Raw genomic sequence first — 19,341 nt, forward strand, 5'->3', positions numbered from 1 at the left:
ATGACCACGTACACCGAGACCACCGACAAGATCGTGGAGGACTACCTCACCCTCGTCGACGACAGCATGGTCGCGGTGCTGCCGCACGCCTTGCGCATCGCCGTCGAACTCGGCGTCGCCGATGTGATGGACTCCTTGGCCCCGCAGCCCGTAGCGACCACGGCGGGCCTGATCGATGCCGCCCCCGACGCCCTGGGCCGGCTGCTGTCCGCCCTCGCCGCGGCCGGATTCTTCGCCGGCGACCCCGCCACCGGCTTCCGGCTGACCGCGCTCGGCGCGCGGCTGCGGCGGGACCACCCGCGCAGTCTCTCCGCGTCCCTGGTCAATGCCGAGAGCCAGCTGGCCTGGCTGCGTGCCACGGACACCTTCCGTACCGGCGCGGCATCCTTCGACGGCGACGGCGGCGGCGACTTCTTCGGTGTCAAGAACACCCGGCGCGGCGCGAACGTCGCGTTCCTGCGCCGGATGCGGGAACGCACCGGTCGTCTGTACCGGCAGGCGGCCGAGGCCGTCGACTGGTCGCGGTCAAAGGTCATCCTGGACATCGGCGGCGCCGACGGCTTCCTCCTCGGCAAGATCCTCTCGGTGGCCCCGCACGCGAGCGGCGTGCTGTTCGACCGCCCCTCGGTGATCGACGAGGTGAACCTCCGCGGTGGTGTCCCCGGTTGCCGCGCCGTGCCGGGCGACTTCTTCGTCGCGGTGCCCACCGGCGCGGACACTCATCTGCTGTGCAGCGTCCTGCACGACTGGACCGACGAGCAGGCGGTGGACATTCTGCGGTCGAGCCGTCGCGCGCTGGCGGCCGGCGGCCGGCTGCTGGTGATCGAGATGCTGGTGCCGGAGGACGGCGCCCAGCACATCAGCCGCTGGAGCGACCTCGGCATGATGGTCCTCACCGGCGGCCGGGAACGCGACCGGGCCGGGTTCGCCCGGGTCCTGGAGGCCGCCGGCTATCGGATCGACCGGGTCTCGGAGATCCCGGGGTCGCCGTTCTCCGTGATCGAGGCGCGCTGACCGGCGATGGACATCGACCTGCTCACGCCGGAGGTCTTCGCCGGGCACCGGCACCTGGAACAGCTCGCGGCCGTACGCGCCCGTCCGGGCCTGACCCGGCATCCGGAGCCGGACGGTCCCGGGTTCTGGGTGGCCGCCAGGTACGACGACGTCCGGACGGTACTGAGTGATCCGGCCACGTTCAGTTCCCGCGCCGGCATCAGGCTCGGCGGATCGGACGAGGCGGCCCGCATGGTCGCCGACCGGATGATGGTGGTCAGCGACCCGCCGCGGCACGGCCGGATCCGCCGCGTGGTGGGTGCGCCGTTCACCCCGGCGGCGCTGCTCCGCTGGCACGACCGGATCGTCGCCGGCGTCACGGAACTGGTGGACGAGGTGGTCGAGGCGGGTGCCGGCGGCCCCGTGGGGGACGGGCCGGACAGGGCCGCCGGGCCACCGGTCCGGGACGCCGTCGGCGACTTGACCCAGCGACTGCCCAACCAGGTCATCTGCGCCATGATGAACCTGCCCCGGGCCGACTGGCCGTTGATCGGCAGGCTCACCACCGACGGTCTGGACTCCCCCGACCCCATCGACCGGCTGGACGCCAACGCCGAGATCTTCGGCTACTTCGCCGACCTGATCGGCCGGCGCCGCGCCCGCCCCGGCGACGACCTGATCAGCGCGCTGCTCGCGGCCGACGGCGACCTGACCGACGAGGAGCTGCTGATCAACTGCAGCGGGGTGCTGACCGGGGCCAACGAGACCGTCCGGTACGCGGCGGCCGGAGCACTGCTGGTCTTCGGCGACCGGCCCGATCTGTGGACGGCGCTGCGCGCGTCGCCGGAGCTGCTGCCCACCACCGTCGAGGAGATCCTGCGCTGGACCAGCCCCGGCCTGCACGCGCTGCGTACGGTGACCCGTCCGGTGACCCTCTCCGGCAGCGACCTGCTCCCCGGCGAGCGGGTGACCGCCTGGCTCTGCTCGGCCAACCGCGACCCGGCGGTCTTCCCCGACCCGGACACCTTCCGGCCCGACCGCACCCCCAACCGGCACCTGGCGTTCGGCTGGGGTCCCCATGTCTGCGTCGGGTCGCGGGTGGCCAGGCTGGAGCTGACCGCGCTGCTGACCGCGCTGATCCGCCGGGTGGCCACGATAGCCCCGGCCGGCAGGCCGGTGTGGAGCACCGGCAACTTCATCCATGGACTGACCAGACTGCCGGTGCGGCTGAGCCCGGCGTGAGCCCGTCAAGGAGCTGATGGACGATGGGTACCACCTCGATCGCCGAAATCTGGCAGGAGGTCCTGGGCGTCCCGGTCCAGGACGACGACGACTTCTTCGCCCTGGGCGGCCAGTCACTGGCCGCCATGGAGGTGGTGGCCGCGGTGCGCCGTCGCCTGGGCATCACGGTCCGGGTCCGGGTCCTGCTCGAACACCCGGTGCTGTCGGACTTCGCCGGCCAGCTCGACCGGTCCGGGGAACGGTCCCCGGACCGGTCCTGACAGCCCGGTCGTACCGGACGGCGGGAGCGGCTCCTTCGCTCCCGCCGTCCTGTGTGCGCGCTCCCCCGGCCTCGTGTTCACGGGCCGGGGTGGCGTCTCACGACCGGCCCAGCCGGTCCAGCACACTCCGCAGGCTCTCCGCCAGCACGGTCAGATGAGGCTGCTGCATCATCGTGTGGTGGTCGCCCGGGACCGTGTGGAGTTCGAAGCCGCCACGGGCGAGGACGCGCCACGGACGGGTCCTCGGTCTGCGCGGCTGCTCACGCGCCGACAGCAGCACCAGGCGGCCGTCGACCGGGCCCGGACGGTGCCGCAACAGTGCGCGGGTGTTGGCCTCGAAGACCCGTATCCGGTCCCGCATGTCCTCGCGGATGCCTTCGGGGACGAGGGCCGCGCGTTCCAGGAGGTCCAGCAGCGCCCCCTCCTGACGGTCCGGCGACAGGTTCCGCAGTGCGGCCTCGTCGTACCGGGGCGCCGGCACCCCGGCCAGGCCGGCCAGGTCGTGGACGAACCCGCCCAGGAGCACCGAGCGCTCCGGCAGCTCCCCGTCCAGGTACGGCGGCATTCCGGTGTCCAGCATGACGACCAGCGCGACCGTTTCGCCCGCGGCGGTCAGCCGGCCGGCCATCTCCGCCGCGACCACTCCGCCCAGGGACCAGCCGCCGAGATGGTAGGGGCCGTGCGGCTGGACGGCGCGGATCGCCTCGACGTACCGCGCGGCCAGGTCGGTCAGCGACGTGGTGACCGGACCGCCCTCCAGCCCTGGATCCTCCAGGCCGTAGAGCGGCTGCTCGGGGTCGATCAGGCGGGCCAGCGGCAGATACGGCACCACGGATCCGCCGACGGCGTGGACCAGGAAGAGCGGCGGCCGGCTGCCGGTGGGTTTGATCGGCACCAGCGGCGACGGCTGGGGCCGCTGCCGGCGGGACGGATCGAGCAGCATGGCGGTCCTCTCCACGGTCGGCGCCGAGTACAGGTCGCGCACGCCCAGTTCGACGCCGAACTCCCGGCGGATCTCGGCACGCAGCCGGGTCAGGTCGAGCGAGGTGCCGCCCAGGTCGAAGAAGCTGTCATGGACGCCGATCCGGTCGGTGCCCAGCAGAGCGGACCAGACCCGGGCGACGGCGTGTTCGGTGTCGTCGCGCGGCGCGACGAACTCGCCGGCGCGGCTCGGCTCCGGCGCGGGCAGCGCGCCCCGGTCCACCTTGCCGTTGCCGGTCAGGGCGATGCTCTCCACGGGTACCAGGGCGGAGGGCACCATGTAGGCGGGCAGGCGGGCCGCCAGGTGCGCGCGGATCTCACCGAGGTCGCCGGCGCCGCCCGCCGCGCCGGCCACCACGTAACCGACGAGACGGTCGTCACGGACGGTCACACACGCGCTGTCGACGCGCGGATGCGCGGCGAGTACGGCCTCGATCTCACCGAGCTCGATCCGGAACCCGCGGATCTTGACCTGCTGGTCGATGCGGCCCAGGTACTCCAGGCCGCCGTCGGCGCGGCGCCGGGCCAGGTCGCCGGAGCGGTAGAGCCGGGCGCCGGGTGTGCCGCCGAACCGGTCGGCGACGAATCGCTGTGCGCTCAGGCCGGGCCGGTTCAGGTAGCCCCAGGACAGACCGGCGCCGCCGACGAGGAGTTCGCCCGGTACGCCGATGGGAGCCGGCTGCCCGGCCGGGTCGACGACCCACAGCGACAGGTCGGGGATCGGCTCGCCGATGGGGCCGGCGTTGTCGCGCAGGAGGTCCCGGGTCAGCGGGCAGTACGTGACATGGACCGTGGTCTCGGTGATGCCGTACATGTTGACCAGCCGCGGGTGGTCCTCGCCGTGCCGGTCGAACCAGCGCCGTACCGACGCGATGTCCAGCGCGTCACCGCCGAAGATCACGTACCGCAGGGAGAGGGCCTCCGGACGCTCCTCGTCGACCGCGGCCAGCTGCCGGAACGCGGCCGGGGTCTGGTTGAGCACCGTCACCTTCTCCCGGACCAGCAACTGCTGGAAGTCCTCGGGCGAGCGGGTCTGCCAGAACGGCACGACGACCAGCCGACCGCCGTGGGCGAGGGCGCCCCACAGTTCCCAGACGGAGAAATCGAAGGCGAACGAGTGGAACAACGTCCACACGTCCCGCTCGTCGAACCGGTACCGGTCCTGGGTGGCCCGCATCAGCCGGACGACCTGGCCGTGCGGGACGGTGACCGCCTTGGGCTCCCCGGTCGAGCCCGACGTGTAGATCAGGTAGGCCAGGTCGGCACCGGTCACGGTCGTGTCCGGCACCGGGAGGTCCCCGTCGGTGTCGGCGTCCAGCAGCAGCGCGGTCCCGGGCACCTTCAGCCCTCGCTGGGTGACCACCACCGACAGGCCCGCGTCGGCGGCCATGTAGGACAGCCGCCGCTCCGGGTAGTCGGGATCCAGCGGCACATACGCGGCGCCGGCGCGCAGGATGCCCAGGATCCCGACGACCAGGCCGGTGTCCCGGCGTGCGCACAGGCCGACCAGGCTTCCCCGGGTGACCCCGCGGGCGGCCAGCCGGGCGGCCAGCCGTTCGGCGCGCCGGGCCAGTTGCCGATAGGTCGTGCGCTCCTCGCCGGCGACCACCGCCACCGCGTCGGGGCGCAGCCGGACCTGTTCGGCGAACAGGTCCCACAGCGAGGCGTCGAAGGGCACCTCGCGCCGGGCGGCGCTCCACCGGCGCAGCAGCGCGGCCTCGTCCGGTCCGGGCAGGACGAAGTCGTCCACCGGGGCGTCCGGGGTCGACACCGCACGGGTCAGGACGCGGCCCAGGTGTTCCAGCAGCCGGGTGATCCGGTCGCTGTCGAACAGGTCGGTGGCGTACTCGGCCTGCAACCGCAGCCCGCCGTCCGCGGTGACGGTGGCGTGCGCGGCCAGGTCGAAGCGGGCGACCGAACCGGCCACGGGCAGCGGTTCGGCGGTGACCGGGCCGAACGCCGGCGCGGCTGCCGAGACCTCGTCGGCGTGCAGGGTGAGGCTGATCTGGAAGAGCGGGTTGCGGCCCGGTTCACGGGCCGGCCGCAACTGTTCGACCAGGGTGCTGAACGGGAGGTCCTGGTGTTCGGTGGCGCCCTGCACGGCCAGTTCGCAGCGGCGCACCAGCTCCCGGAAGGCCGGGTTGCCGGCGACATCGGCGCGCAGCACGACAGTGTTGGCGAAGTAGCCGACCAGCGGCTCCAGTTCGGGGCGGTCGCGGCCGTAGAACACCGAACCGATGCCGATGTCCTCCTGCCCGGTGTGCCGGGAGAGCACCACCAGGAATCCGGCCATCAGCACGGACAGCAGCGATCCGCGTTCGGTCTCGGCCAGCCGGCGCAGCGACGCGCCGAGACCGTCCCGCAGGTGGAGCTCCACCGTGGCTCCGGGGTGCCCGGCGCCGGTGCCGCGCGGCCGGTCGGCCGGGAAGTCCAGCTGCGGCAGCGCGTGGAGCTGTTCGCGCCAGTAGCCGAGCTGTTTGTCCAGCATGTCGTCGGCGAGCCGGTCGCGCTGCCACACGGCGTGGTCGGCCGGCTGGATGTCCAGTTCCGGAAGGGAGGCGTCCGGATCGGTGTACAGGGTGGACAGTTCGTCGAGCAGGACGCCCGCCGACCATCCGTCGGCGATGATGTGGTGGGTGCACAGCACCAGCACGTGCTCGACCGGGCCGATCCGCAGCAGTTCGGTGCGCAGCAGCTGATCGGCGGCCAGGTCGAACGGGCGGGTGGCGGCCCCGGCGAGTGCCTCCGGCACCGCGTCCGGGTGGGTCGGGGTCACCACGAGCGGCCAGGCCGGCGGGGCGGGATCGGTCACCTGGACCGGAGTGCCGTCCACCGCGGTGAACCGGGTGCGCAGGCTCTCGTGCCGGCCGACCAGCCGGCCCAGGGCGCGGGAGAGCCGGTCCACGTCGAGGCGGCCTCGCAGGCGCAGCGCGAGCGGCACGTTGTAGACCGGGGAGGCGGGGTCGAGCTGGTGCAGGAACCACAGGCCTTCCTGCTGGTACGACAGTGGCAGCCCGTCCGCCCGGGGAACGGCGGGGATCCGCCGGCCGGCCGCCGGTTCGACGAGCCAGGTGGCGAGTTCGGCGACGGTGGGCGCCTGGAACAGGGCCGCCACACCGATCTGCGCACCGAAGGTGGTACGGATCCGGTTGATCAGCCGGATGGCGAGCAGCGAGTGGCCGCCGAGCATGAAGAAGCCGTCGTGCACACCGACCCGCGGTACCCGCAGCACCTCGGCGAACAGGGCGCACAGGGCGCGTTCCCGGTCGTCCCGAGGTGCCACGTAGTCCGTGCCGGGGGCCTCCCGGCCGGGGGCCGGCAGGGACCGCCGGTCGATCTTGCCGTTCGGGGTGAGCGGCAGCTGTTCGAGCGGGACCAGGGCGGTGGGCACCATGTAGGGCGGCAGCACCGAGGCCGCCGCGGCGCGGATCCCGGCGAGGTCCGGCTGCGGTACTGCGGGCACCAGGTAGCCGACGAGGCGCTTGTCGCCCGGCCGGTCCTCGCGGGCGTGCACGTGGGCCTGCGCCACGTGCGGGTGGCGGACCAGCGCGCTCTCCACTTCGCCGGGTTCGACCCGGAAGCCGCGGATCTTCACCTGGGTGTCGGCCCGGCCGGCGAACTCCAGGGTCCCGTCGGCGCGCCAGCGGGCGAGGTCCCCGGTGCGGTACATCCGGGTGCCGGGCGCGCCGAACGGGTCGGCGAGGAAGCGTTCGGCGCTCAGCCCGGCGCGGCCGGCGTACCCGCGCGCCAGACCGGCGCCGGCCGCGTAGAGCTCGCCGACCACACCGACCGCCACCGGTCGCAGCCGGTCGTCGAGCAGGTAGACGGCGGTGTCGTCCATCGGCCGGCCCAGTGGCACGCCGCCCGGCACCGCGTCCGGGTCGTGCAGTGCCATCTGCACCGAGCACATGGTCAGTTCGGTGGGACCGTACGTGGCGCGGACCCGCAGGCCCGGGTGGCGGCGCAGGACCGCGCGGACCGCGGCGGGGCTGATCACGTCGCCGCCGGTCATCACCTCGCGCAGCCCGGCGAAGCAGTCCGGGTCCTCCTCGGCGATGACCTGGAAGAGGCCGGAGACCAGCAGCACGTCGGTGAGGCCGGCGGCCCGCACGACCGCGCCGTCGACCTCACCGACCGGTGCCACGCGGATCTCTCCGCCGGACAGCAGCGGCACCCAGATCTCGCAGGTCGAGGCGTCGAAGGCGTGCGGTGAGTGCAGCAGCGCGCGGCGGGGCCGGTCGTCCTGCCAGCACCGGTCGCGGGCGAACGCGAGCACTCCGCGCTGGGTGGTGACGACCCCTTTGGGCGCACCGGTCGAGCCCGACGTGAACATGATGTACGCGGCCTGCTCGGGGTGCGCGGCACCGGTCGGTACGGCGGCGCGGTCGGCCTCGGTGGCCAGGAAACCCGTCACCGTCAGGGTCTCCGCCCGGCCGCCGGTCACCACGTCGTGGTCGCGCAGCGCGTCGTCGACCAGCAGCAGTTCCACGCCGACCCGGTCCAGCATGTCGCGCAGCCGTTCGGCCGGCGCGGTCAGCGGAAGCGGTACGAAGCAGCCACCGGCCTTGAGCACCGCGAGCATCGACACGATCAGGTCGGCGGAGCGCTGCTGGAGGATCGCGACCCGTGTCTCCGCCGCCACGCCCAGCCGGCTCAGGCGGCCGGCCAGCAGGTCGCTCCGGCGGTCCAGCTCGGCGTAGCTCAGCGAACCGTCCGCGTCGGACACGGCGGGCGCGGCGGGAGTCCGGGCGGCCTGCTGGGCGAAGGCCTGCGCGAGTCCGGTCGTCGGGGCCGGCCGGGTCGTGCCGTTCCACCCGTACAGCACGTTGTCGCGTTCGCGGGGGTCCAGCAGGTCGATGTCGCCCAGGGTCCGGTCGGGGTCCTCCACCACCGCTTCGAGCAGCCGCACCAGGCGGTGCGCGAACGCCGTGACCGTGTCCCGGTCGAAGAGTTCGGTGCGGTGGACGAGCTGCACGGACAGTTCGAGCGGAGTGCCGTCCGCGGCGTGCCGGCCGGTGAAGCCGACCGAGAGGTCGAAGTGCGCCGCGATGGTCCGGTTGCGCAGCTCCGTGACGGTCAGGCCGTCCAGCGTGTACCGCGCGGCGGTGTTGTTCTGCATCACCAGCGCGACCTGGAAGAGCGGGTGCCGGTTGAGCGCCCGGCTCGGGTTGAGCGCCTCGACCAGCCGGTCGAACGGCAGCTCGGGGTGCGCGAGGGCCGCGACGTCCGCCTCCCTGGCCCGCGCGAGCAGCTGCCGGAACGTGGGGTCTCCGCCCGTGTCCAGCCGCAGCACCAACGTGTTCACGAAGAACCCGATCAGGTCCTCCAGGTCCTGTTCGGCGCGGCCGGCGTCCATCGTGCCGATGGGGATGTCGGTGCCGGCGCCCAGTCTGGTCAGCAGGGCCGCCAGGGCCGCGTGCACGACCATGAACAGCGACGCGTCGGACTCGCGCGCGAGCCGCAGCAGTCGCGCGTGCAGGGCCGGCGGCACGTCCAGCCGTACCTCACCGCCGTCGTCACCGGAGACGTCCGGCCGGGGCCGGTCCAGTGGCAGCGGCAGTTCGTCGGGCAGGCCGGCGAGCCGGGCGGTCCAGTGGGCGAGGAGTTCCGCACCGTCCTGGCCCTCAAGGAGTTCCCGCTGCCACAGCGCGTAGTCGGCGTACTGGACGGGCAGTGGTTCCCAGTCGGGCGCGGCACCGGCCCGGCGGGCCTTGTAGGCGGCGTCCAGGTCGCGGCCGAGCAGCGCCATCGACCAGCCGTCGCCGACGATGTGGTGGAGCACCAGGTACAGCGTGTGGCTCCGCGGGCCGGTGCGCAGCAGCCATACCCTCAGCGGCAGGTCCGCCGTCAGGTCGAACGCGTGCCGGGCCAGCCGGTCCAGGGTCGTGGGCAGTTCGGCCGCCGTGACGTCCAGTTCGGTGATGAACTCGGCGGCGTCCACGCTGTCGCGGACCCACTGCCGCGGCTCGCCGTCGGTCTCGGGGAAGACGGTGCGCAGGCTCTCGTGCCGGGCCACCAGGTCACCCAGGGCGGAGCGCAGGGCCGCGGTGTCGAGCGGACCCTCCAACCGGAGCGCGAGCGGCAGGTTGTAGGTCCAGGCTCCGGTGTCGAGGCGGTTGAGAAACCACAGGCGTTGCTGCGCGAAAGACAACGGGAACACGGATCCTCCTGCGCCTGCGAGGCATCGACGGTCGTCGGCCGCACACGATAGGACGGTTCCGCGGAGAGCAAGGTCACCGAGTCCGAAAAGGCCGCGTCCAAAGGGGTTCCGACGGCCCTGTCTAGGGGTTGTCGCACAACTTGCCGTCCGCTCATCATGAGCCAGCCCGCATGGGCCACGACCACCGGCACACACCGATCATGGAGAGCCGCGATGCCGTATTCGCCGGAGCGCCCGCCGTCAGCCGATACCGACTCGCCCGCGTCCTTGCACGGTCTGGTGGCCCGGCACGCGGCGCGGCGCGGTGACGCGCCGGCACTGCGGTGCGGCCCGGTCGAGTTGCGCTACGCCGAGCTGGACACCCGCGCCAACCAGCTGGCCCATGTGCTGCGCGGTCGCGGCGTGGGCGCCGAGGACGTGGTGGCGCTGGCGCTGCCGCGCTCGGCCGACCTGATCGTCGCCATGCTCGCGGTCGGGAAGGCCGGTGGCGCGTTCCTGCCGGTGGACATCCATCACCCGGCCGAGCGGATCGCCTTCATGTGCGCCGACAGCGCGCCGCGCGCCCTGCTGACCACCGAGGCGGTGCTGCCCGGACTGCCGGACACCCCGGGCACCGCCCAGTTGTCGCTGCCGGAGCTCCTGGCCGAGGCGGCCGAGGCGCCGGTGACCGCCCCGGACCCGGTGGACCATCCGCTGTCACTGGCGTACGTCATCTACACGTCCGGTTCGACGGGCCGGCCCAAGGGAGTCGCCGTACCGCACCGGGGGCTTCCGCCGTTCGGCGCCGACCTGGTGGACCGGATGGCGGCAGGCCCCGGCTGCGTGGTGTCGCAGCTCGCCTCCCCCAGCTTCGACGCCATGATCATCGAGGTCCTGCTGGCGTTCGTACCGGGCGGCACCCTGGTCCTCTCGCCCCCGGACACGCTGGTCGGGGAGGATCTGGCCTCGTTCCTCGCGGACCACCGGATCACCCACGCGTTCGTACCGCCGTCGGTGCTGGCGACGGTACCGCCGCCCGGTCTTCCGGCGCTGCGGGCGCTGATGGTGGGGGGCGAGGCGTGCGGCGCGCGGCTGGTGGACATCTGGAGCCGCGGCCGCAGGATGGTCAACGGCTACGGCCCCACCGAGACCACCATGGCGATCACCCTCTCGGCCCCGCTCGTACCCGGGCCGGACGCACCGCCGATCGGCTCCCGGGCCGGGGACAGCCGCTTGTACGTACTGGACGACGAACTGCGTCCGACGACGCCCGGCGAGATCGGCGAGCTGTACAGCGGAGGCGGAGGCGTGACCCGCGGATACGTCGCCCGCGCCGGGCTCACCGCGCAGCGCTACGTCGCCGACCCGTTCGGGGCGCCGGGCAGCCGGATGTACCGTACCGGCGACCTGGTGCGGCAGCTGCCGGACGGGCAGCTCGCCTACTGCGGCCGGGCCGACGACCAGATCAAGATCCGGGGCCTGCGGATCGAACCGGGCGAGATCGAGACGGTCCTCACCGGGCACCCGGCGGTGGAACAGGCCCGGGTCCTGGTGCACGAGGACCAGCTCGGCGAGAAGCGGCTCGCCGCCTACCTGGTCGCCGCACAGGCCCGGGACAGCGACGACGGCAACGCCGAGCGGCACGTCGACGAGTGGCAGCAGATCTACGACTCGTTCTACGACGGGTCCGACAGCGCGGGATTCGGAGCCGACTTCTCCGGCTGGAACTCCAGCTACACCGGCGAGGGCATCCCGGTCGAGCAGATGACCCGCTGGCGCGAGGCGATCGTCACCCGCGTACGGAGCTTCACGCCGCGGCGCGTCCTGGAGGTCGGTGTCGGATCCGGCCTGATCCTGACGCCACTGGTCGGCGAGGTGGACGAATACTGGGGCACCGACTACTCGGCGTCCGCGATCGAGGGGCTGCGCGACCGGCTCGCCGGTGAGGCGGACACCGCCGGAAAGGTCACCCTGCGCGTGCAGGCCGCCGACGTGACCACCGGCCTGCCGCACGGTCACTTCGACACGATCGTCATCAACTCGGTCGTGCAGTACTTCCCCCATGAGCGCTATGTGCGCGACGTTGTGGCCAAGCTGCTGGACCTGCTCGCTCCGGGCGGCCGGCTGTTCGTCGGCGACGTGCGGTGCCTGCCGCTCGTGGACAGCATGTGGACCGGCGTCCGGCTCGGTCAGCTCGACCACGATCCGGTACCCGAGGTGCTGCGCCGCGAGATCGAACAGGCGGTGGCCCTGGAGAAGGAACTCCTGATCGACCCGGGCTTCTTCGGCACCGTCGGCGCCGGCGCGGTCGACGTGCGGCTGAAGCCGGGCGCCGACCACAACGAACTGACCAAACACCGCTACGACGTGGTGCTGCACAAGCCCGGCACCGACGCCCAGGACCTGTCGGCGGCCCCGGTGCTGGGCTGGGGGCGCGAGGTCCGGGGTCCCCAGGAGCTGGCCGCGCGTCTGGCCGACGGCACCGCGCTGCGGCTCACCGGGGTACGCAACGCCCGGGTCGCCGGTGAGGTCGCCGCCGCACGAGCGGTCCGCGCGGGCGCGCCGGTGGAGGCCACGCGCGCCGCGCTCGCGGGGCCGGGCGACCGGGTCGACCCGGAGTACTGGCACTCCTTCGCCGCGGCGCACGGACGCACCGCCGTGGTCACCTGGTCCGCGGACGGCCCGGACCTGCTCGACGTCCTCTTCCCGGCCGCCGACGGCACACAGGTGCTGGACGGTGTGTACCTGCACCGCGGCTCGCTGCGTTCCACCGGCTTCACCAACGACCCGATCGCCACCCGCCGCCGCGGGCTGCTCGTCGCGGCTCTGCGCGACTGGGCCAAGGAGCGCCTCCCGTCCTATCTGGTGCCCTCCGCGTTCATGGTGCTCGACGCGCTGCCCCTGTCGGCGAGCGGCAAGCTGGACCGGCGGGCGCTGCCCGAACCCGACTTCCGCGGCGACGGGTCCGGCCGGGCCCCCCGGGACGCGCGGGAGAAACTGCTCTGCGAACTCGCCGCCGAACTGCTGGACCGGTCCTGGATCACCATCGACGACAACTTCTTCGACCTCGGCGGCCACTCGCTCCTCGCCACCCGTCTGCTCAACCGGATCCGGGGCGCCTTCGGCGTCCGGCTCGGGCTCGACGCGATGTTCGCCACGCCCACCGTCGCGGGTCTCGCGGCCACCATCGCCGAGACCGCCGGACAGGAGGCACCGGCCCTGGTCGCGGTCCCCCGGCCGGAACGCGTCCCGCTGTCCTGGGCGCAGCAGCGCCTGTGGTTCGTCAACCGGATGGATCCGCTCGGCTGGACCTACAACCTCCCCGTGGTCGTGCGCCTGGCCGGCCCGCTGGACCGGGCCGCGCTGTCCGCCGCGGTCGGGGACCTGATGGCGCGGCACGAGTCGCTGCGCACCGTGTTCGACGAGCGGGACGGACAGCCCTGCCAGCGGATCCTTCCGCCGGCGGACGGGGTCGATCCGGTCCGTGTGCTGGACGTGGACGAGTCCGGCCTGGACCGGGCCGTACGGACCGCCTGCCGGCAGCCCTTCGACGTCACCGCGGAAGTGCCGGTACGGGTGTGGCTGCTGCGCACCGCGCCGGAGCGGCATGTGCTGGTGCTGGTGCTGCATCACATCGCCGGCGACGGATGGTCGATGCGGCCACTGGCACGGGATCTGGCCGACGCGTACGCGGCGCGGGCCGCCGGCGCCGCGCCGGTCCGGCAGCCCCTGCCGGTGCAGTACGCCGACTACGCGCTGTGGCAGCGCGATCTGCTCACCCCGGCGTACCAGGAGCAGCTGACCGGGTTCTGGCGCGACTATCTGGCGGAGCTGCCGGAGGAACTGGCCCTGCCCTACGACCGGCCCCGCCCCAGCGGTGCCGACCACGACGGCGCGCTGCTCCCGTTGCGGATACCCGCGTCGCTCCACGCCGGCCTGCTGGCCCTGGCCCAGCAGAGCCGGACCACTCTCTTCATGGTGCTGCACGCCGCCCTGGCCGCGCTCTACACCCGGCTCGGCGCGGGCACCGACATCCCCATCGGCACCGTGGTCGCCGGGCGCGGCGACGACAAGCTCGACGACCTGATCGGCTTCTTCGTCAACAACCTGGTGCTGCGCACCGACACCGCGGGCGACCCGACCTTCCGCGAACTCCTGGAACGCACCAGGACCGACGACGTGGCGGCCCTCAGCCGGCAGGACCTGCCCTTCGACCGTCTCGTCGAGGCACTCAACCCGGCTCGGACACTCGGCCGCCACCCGCTCTTCCAGACGATGCTGGTCCTCCAGAACAACGCGGACGCCGGTTTCGGCCTGACCGGCCTGGACACCGAGGTGGTCCGGTCGACGCCCTCCGCCGCGCAGCTGGACCTCTTCGTGAACCTCACCGACACCTACCGGCGGGACGGCACCGCCGACGGCATGGCCGGCGAGATCGTCTACCGCACCGGGCTCTTCGACCAGGACACGGTACGCTCGCTGGCCGACCGGTTCGTCCGCGTCCTCCAGGCGGTCGCCGCCGACCCCGACCGGCGGCTGAGCCGGCTCGACGTGCTCGGCGGCGACGAACGCGACACCATCCTGCGGACCTGGAACGACACCGTACGGCCGCTGCCGGACGCGTCGCTGCCGCGGCTGTTCGCCGCACACGCCGCGGCGGCCCCCGAAACGGTGGCGGTCACCGGGCCCCTCACCCTGACCTACGCCGAACTGGACCGGCGTGCCAACCATCTGGCGCACCGTCTGGTCGCGGCCGGCGCGTCCCCGGACCGGCCGGTGGCGCTGCTCCAGGGGCGTTCGGCCGACCTCATCGTGTCCATGCTCGCGGTGCTCAAGGCCGGCGCCTCGTACCTGCCGCTGCCGTCGAACGCTCCCGCGGAACGACTGCGGCAGATGATTGACCAGGTCGGCGCCACCGTGCTCGTCGCCGACCGGCCCCATGAGCCGATGGGCCCGACCGTGCTGACACCCGGGGACGGCGAGTCGTCCGAGCCGCCCCGCCCGGACCCGCACCCGGACCAGGCCGCCTACGTGATGTTCACCAGCGGCTCGACCGGTGTTCCCAAGGCCGTCGTCCTGACGCACAGGAACACGGCCGGGTTCGTCCGCGACCGGCTCTGGCAGGCCGGCGGCACGGTGCTGATGCACTCCGCCACCGGATTCGACGCGTCGGTGCACGAGATCTGGACACCGCTGCTGACCGGCGGCACGGTCGTGGTGGCTCCCGAGGAGATCCTCGACGACGCCGGTCTGGCCCGCGCGGTGACCGCGTTCGGTGTGGACCGGATCTGGCTCACCTCCGGCCTGTTCGGGGCCCTCGCGGAGAACCCGGACTGTTTCGCCGGCATCCGCGAGGTACTGACCGGCGGTGATGTGGTGCCGCCCGCGGCGGTCGGACGGATTCTGGACCGCCACCCCGGCCTGACGGTCAGAGCCCTGTACGGTCCGACCGAGACGACCACCTGCTCCTCCCGGTTCTCGATGTCCGGCGCGCGGGCCGTGCCCGGCCGGGTGCCGATCGGCGCTCCGATGGACAACACCCGGCTGTACGTGCTCGACGGGCAGCTCCAGCCGGTGCCGACCGGGGTCCCGGGCGAGCTCTACATCGCCGGCTCAGGGGTGTCGCGGGGCTACGCCGGACAGCCGGGTCTGACCGCCGAACGGTTCACCGCCGATCCGTGGGGACCGCCCGGCGGCCGGATGTACCGCACCGGTGACATCACCCGGTGGCGGAGCGACGGCACCCTGGACTTCATCGGGCGGGCCGACGCCCAGGTGAAGATCCGCGGCTTCCGGGTCGAACCCGCCGAGGTCGAGTGCTCGCTCACCACCCTGCCGGAGGTGGGTCAGGCGTTCGTCACCGCCCATGAGGACCGGGCCGGCGACCGCAGGCTCGTCGCCTACCTGGTGCCCAAGGGCGCCGGCCTGGACGTCGCCGGCGTACGGGACCGGATCGCCGCGACACTCCCCGACCACCTGGTGCCCAGCGCCTTCGTCGTCCTCGACCGGCTGCCGCTCACCGGCAACGGCAAGGTCGACCGACGGGCCCTGCCGGAGCCCGAGTTCGAGACCGGCACCGGATACACGGCGCCGCGCACCGCGGCCGAGGAGATCCTCGTCGAGCTGATGGGCGAACTGCTCGGCAGGTCCCGGGTCGGCGCCCACGACAACTTCTTCGACCTCGGCGGCCACTCGCTCCTCGCCACCCGTCTGGTCAACCGAATCCGCACACACCTGGGAGCGGACCTGGGCGTCTCGGACCTGTTCGAAGCCCCGACCGCGGCGGCACTCGGCGCGCGGCTCGGCTCCGGCCACGGGGCGAGCCGGACCCGCAGCCCCCTGCTGCCGGCCGCTCGGCCGTGTCCGCTGCCGCTGTCCTACGCCCAGGAGCGGCTGTGGTTCCTCTCCCGATGGAACGGGCTGGGCTGGCCGCTGGTGCTGCGCCTGGACGGGGCCCTGGACCTCGACGGGCTGAGCGCCGCGGTGGGCGATCTGCTGGAGCGGCACGAGACGCTGCGCACCCGCTTCCCGGAGGTCGACGGGGCGCCCGGCCAGCAGATCCTGGAAGAGGCCGACCCGGGCGAGGTGCTGCGGGTGCTCCGGGTGGATCCGGCCGGCCTGGACCGGGAGCTGACGGCCGCCGCCGGCCACCGGTTCGACCTCACCACCGACCTGCCGCTGCGGCTGCACCTGTTCACCACCGGCACGGACCGGCACACGCTGCTGCTGCTGATGCATCACATCGCCGGCGACGGCTGGTCCCTGGCCCCGCTGACCCGGGACCTCGCCCAGGCGTACGCCGCCCGCATCCGCGGTGAGGCGCCCGACTGGCGTCCGCTGCCGGTCCAGTACGCCGACTACACGCTGTGGCAGCGCGCCCTGCTCGAAGGACCGGCCGGGAAAGAGCTCTCGCAGTACTGGACCGGGCAACTCGCCGGGCTCCCGCAGGAACTGGCACTGCCCTACGACCGGCCCCGGCCCGACTCCTCGGACCTGCGTGGCGCACTGCTGCCGGTCACCCTGCCCGGTCCGCTGCACGCCCGCCTGCTGGACCTGGCCCGGCGCACGCACACCACCCTGTTCATGGTGCTGCACGCCGCGCTCGCGACGCTCTGGACCCGGCTCGGCGCCGGCACCGACATCCCCATCGGCACCGCGGTCGCCGGGCGCAGCGACGACAGCCTCGACCACCTGGTCGGCTGTTTCGTCAACAGCCTGGTCCTGCGGACCGACACCGCCGGGGATCCGAGCTTCCGCGAACTGCTGGGCCGGGTACGGGACCTGGACCTGGCCGCCTACGCCCACCAGGAGCTGCCGTTCGACCGGATCGTCGACGCGCTGAACCCGGCCCGCACACTCAGCCGGCATCCCCTCTTCCAGACCATGCTGGTGCTGCAGAACAACGCCGAGTCCGCTTTCGCGCTGTCCGGCGTGGACGTTTCGCCGGCGCCGGCCGAGGGTGTGCTCGACGAGATCCGGGTCGGTCCGGTGGACTTCGACCTCAGCCTGAGTTTCGTCGAGCACCACGGGGACGGCCGGGTGCCCGAGGGCATCACCGGCGAGGTGCGCTACCGCACCGATCTGTTCGACCGGGACACCGTGGCCGCCCTGATGGACCGGCTCCTGCGGGTGCTGGGCGCGGCCGTCGCGGATCCGGACGCGCCGATCGGTCGGATCGACCTGCTGTCCGACGCCGAACGGCAGGCCGCGCTGTCGGGCCGGCGCGGCACCGCACGGCCGGTCGTCGACGAGGATCTCGCCGTCCTGTTCACCCGGAGGGCCGCCGCCGTCCCGGACGCGATCGCCGCGGTCGAGGGCGACAGGTCGATCAGTTACCGGGACCTCGACCGGCGCGCCAACCATCTGGCGCACGTGCTGGTGGCGGCGGGCTGCGCGCCCGACGACCCGGTGGCGATACATCAGCCGCGCGGTATCGACTACCTCGTGACCGTCCTCGCCGTGATCAAGGCCGGCGGCGGCTGTCTGCCCCTGCCCGGGTCCGCGCCGCTCGCCCGGCGGCAACGGATGGTCGACCACATGCGGGCGGGCCTGCTCGTCACCGACCGGCCCACCGGGCTGACCGGGGTCACCGTCATCACGCCCTCCCCCGGAACCGAGGAACACGGCCCCACGCTCACCACCCACGCGGACCTCACCGCGTACACGATGTTCACCAGCGGCTCGACCGGCACGCCCAAGGCGGTCAGCGTCTCGCACCGCAGTGTCGCCGAGTTCGTCACCGACCGTGCCTGGGAGCGGCTGCGGCCGGCCGACACGCTGATGCACTCGCCGATATCGTTCGACCCGTCCGCGTTCGAGATCTGGCTGCCCCTGCTGACCGGCGGCCGGGTGGTGATCGTGCCGGAGGGCGACCTGGACACCGAGGTGCTGGCCCGCACCATCGTCGACGGGAGGGCCACCACCGCGGTCTTCACCTCCGCGCTGTTCAACCTGATGGTGGCCGAGGCCAGAGGGGCGCTGTCCGCGCTGGACCTCGTATGGGTGGCCGGTGATGTGGTGTCGCCCGCGTCGGTCGCGGACCTGATGGCCGAGGCGCCGCACACCTCGGTCGCGGCCGCCTGGGGCACCACGGAGACCACCGTCATCTCCTCCTGGCACCCGATCGCCTCGGCTCCTGCCCGTACGGTGCCGATCGGCCGGGCGATGGACAACACCTGGCTGTATCTGCTGGACGAGCGGCTGCGGCCGGTACCCGCCGGGGTACCCGGCGAGGTGTACGTGACCGGGACGGGCCTGGCCCGGGGCTACGCGCATCAGCCGGACGTGACCGCCGCACGGTTCGTGGCCGACCCGTACGGCCCGGCAGGTGGGCGCATGTACCGCACCGGCGACCTCGCCCGGTACCGGCCCGACGGGGTGCTGGAATTCGACGGACGCGCCGACGCGCAGTTGAAGGTCCGCGGATTCCGGATCGAACCGGCCGAGGTCGAAGCGGCCCTGACCGGCCATCCGGACGTGGCTCACGCGACGGTCACCGGGGACGGCGAACGGCTGATCGGCTACCTCGTGCCGCCGGATGTGGACGTGGCCGCCGTACGGGAGCACGCCGCCCGGACGCTCCCGGACTACATGGTGCCGAGCGTGTTCGTCACCCTGGACCGGCTGCCGCTCACCGGCAACGGCAAGGTCGACCGGAAGGCGCTGCCGGCACCCGGCCCGAGCGCGTCCGACACGGCCTACGTGGCCCCCCGGGACGAGCGGGAAGCCGCGCTGTGCGGGATGTTCGCCGAGATCCTGAAGGCACCGCGGGTCGGTGTGAACGACAACTTCTTCGACCTCGGCGGCCACTCGCTCCTCGCCACCCGCCTGCTCAACCGGGTGCGTACCCGGTTCGGCGCAAGCCTCAGCGTGGCCGCCCTCTTCGAAGCCCCGACGGTCGCCGCACTCGCCGCACGCCTCGGGCGGGCCGAGAACCGCAGTCGGCCGAAACTCCGCCGGCGCACCGGCCCCGCCGGCGACGAGGGGAGTTCCCGATGAGGACGCGGACGGGCACCCGGTGGATCCGTGCCCGCCGGAACGGCCGGCACGGAGGCCGCCTCGCCGGCGAGCCGGGCGCGGCCCCGGACGGACCCGGCCGGTTCGCGCGTACCGCACAACTCGCTCTCCCCTGCCACCCGGTGGCGGGGGACCCGTGGCAGCGGGACCGAAGACCGGCGCGGCGCCGACGGCGCCGCGCCCGCGGGCCGGGCACCGTACCGGCACCGC

Annotated in this window: 5 protein-coding genes; 4 read left to right on the forward strand and 1 reads right to left on the reverse strand. The window is 73.3% G+C overall.

Features of this window, described 5'->3' with window-relative positions; translation table 11 throughout:
- Genes ABT170_RS27060 through ABT170_RS27070 form a run of 3 tightly spaced genes read left to right on the forward strand, consistent with a single transcriptional unit; the run spans position 1 to position 2,495 of the window.
- Positions 1-1,014, forward strand: a complete 1,014-nt coding sequence (locus tag ABT170_RS27060) for a methyltransferase (protein WP_329944444.1) — start codon at positions 1-3, stop codon at positions 1,012-1,014.
- A 6-nt stretch (positions 1,015-1,020) separates the two neighbouring features.
- On the forward strand, positions 1,021-2,235 hold the full coding sequence (locus ABT170_RS27065) for a cytochrome P450 (protein WP_329944443.1): 1,215 nt from the start codon (positions 1,021-1,023) through the stop codon (positions 2,233-2,235).
- A gap of 23 nt (positions 2,236-2,258) precedes the next feature.
- Entirely contained in the window at positions 2,259-2,495 is a 237-nt protein-coding gene (locus tag ABT170_RS27070) for a phosphopantetheine-binding protein (RefSeq protein ID WP_351871580.1), read from the forward strand.
- 97 nt (positions 2,496-2,592) lie between these two features.
- Here the strand turns inward: ABT170_RS27070 and ABT170_RS27075 are convergent, their stop codons facing one another.
- The gene (locus tag ABT170_RS27075) at positions 2,593-9,636 is read right to left on the reverse strand and encodes a non-ribosomal peptide synthetase (RefSeq protein WP_351871583.1); all 7,044 of its coding nucleotides are present in this window, start codon (positions 9,634-9,636) and stop codon (positions 2,593-2,595) included.
- Between the two features lie 213 nt (positions 9,637-9,849).
- Here ABT170_RS27075 and ABT170_RS27080 point away from each other — a divergent pair, with 213 nt between their 5' ends.
- The gene (locus ABT170_RS27080) at positions 9,850-19,113 is read left to right on the forward strand and encodes a non-ribosomal peptide synthetase (RefSeq protein WP_351871586.1); all 9,264 of its coding nucleotides are present in this window, start codon (positions 9,850-9,852) and stop codon (positions 19,111-19,113) included.
- Positions 19,114-19,341 lie beyond the last annotated feature (228 nt).

Origin of the sequence: Streptomyces sp. NPDC001787, from assembly GCF_040297465.1 — a bacterium.
Classification (GTDB): domain Bacteria; phylum Actinomycetota; class Actinomycetes; order Streptomycetales; family Streptomycetaceae; genus Streptomyces.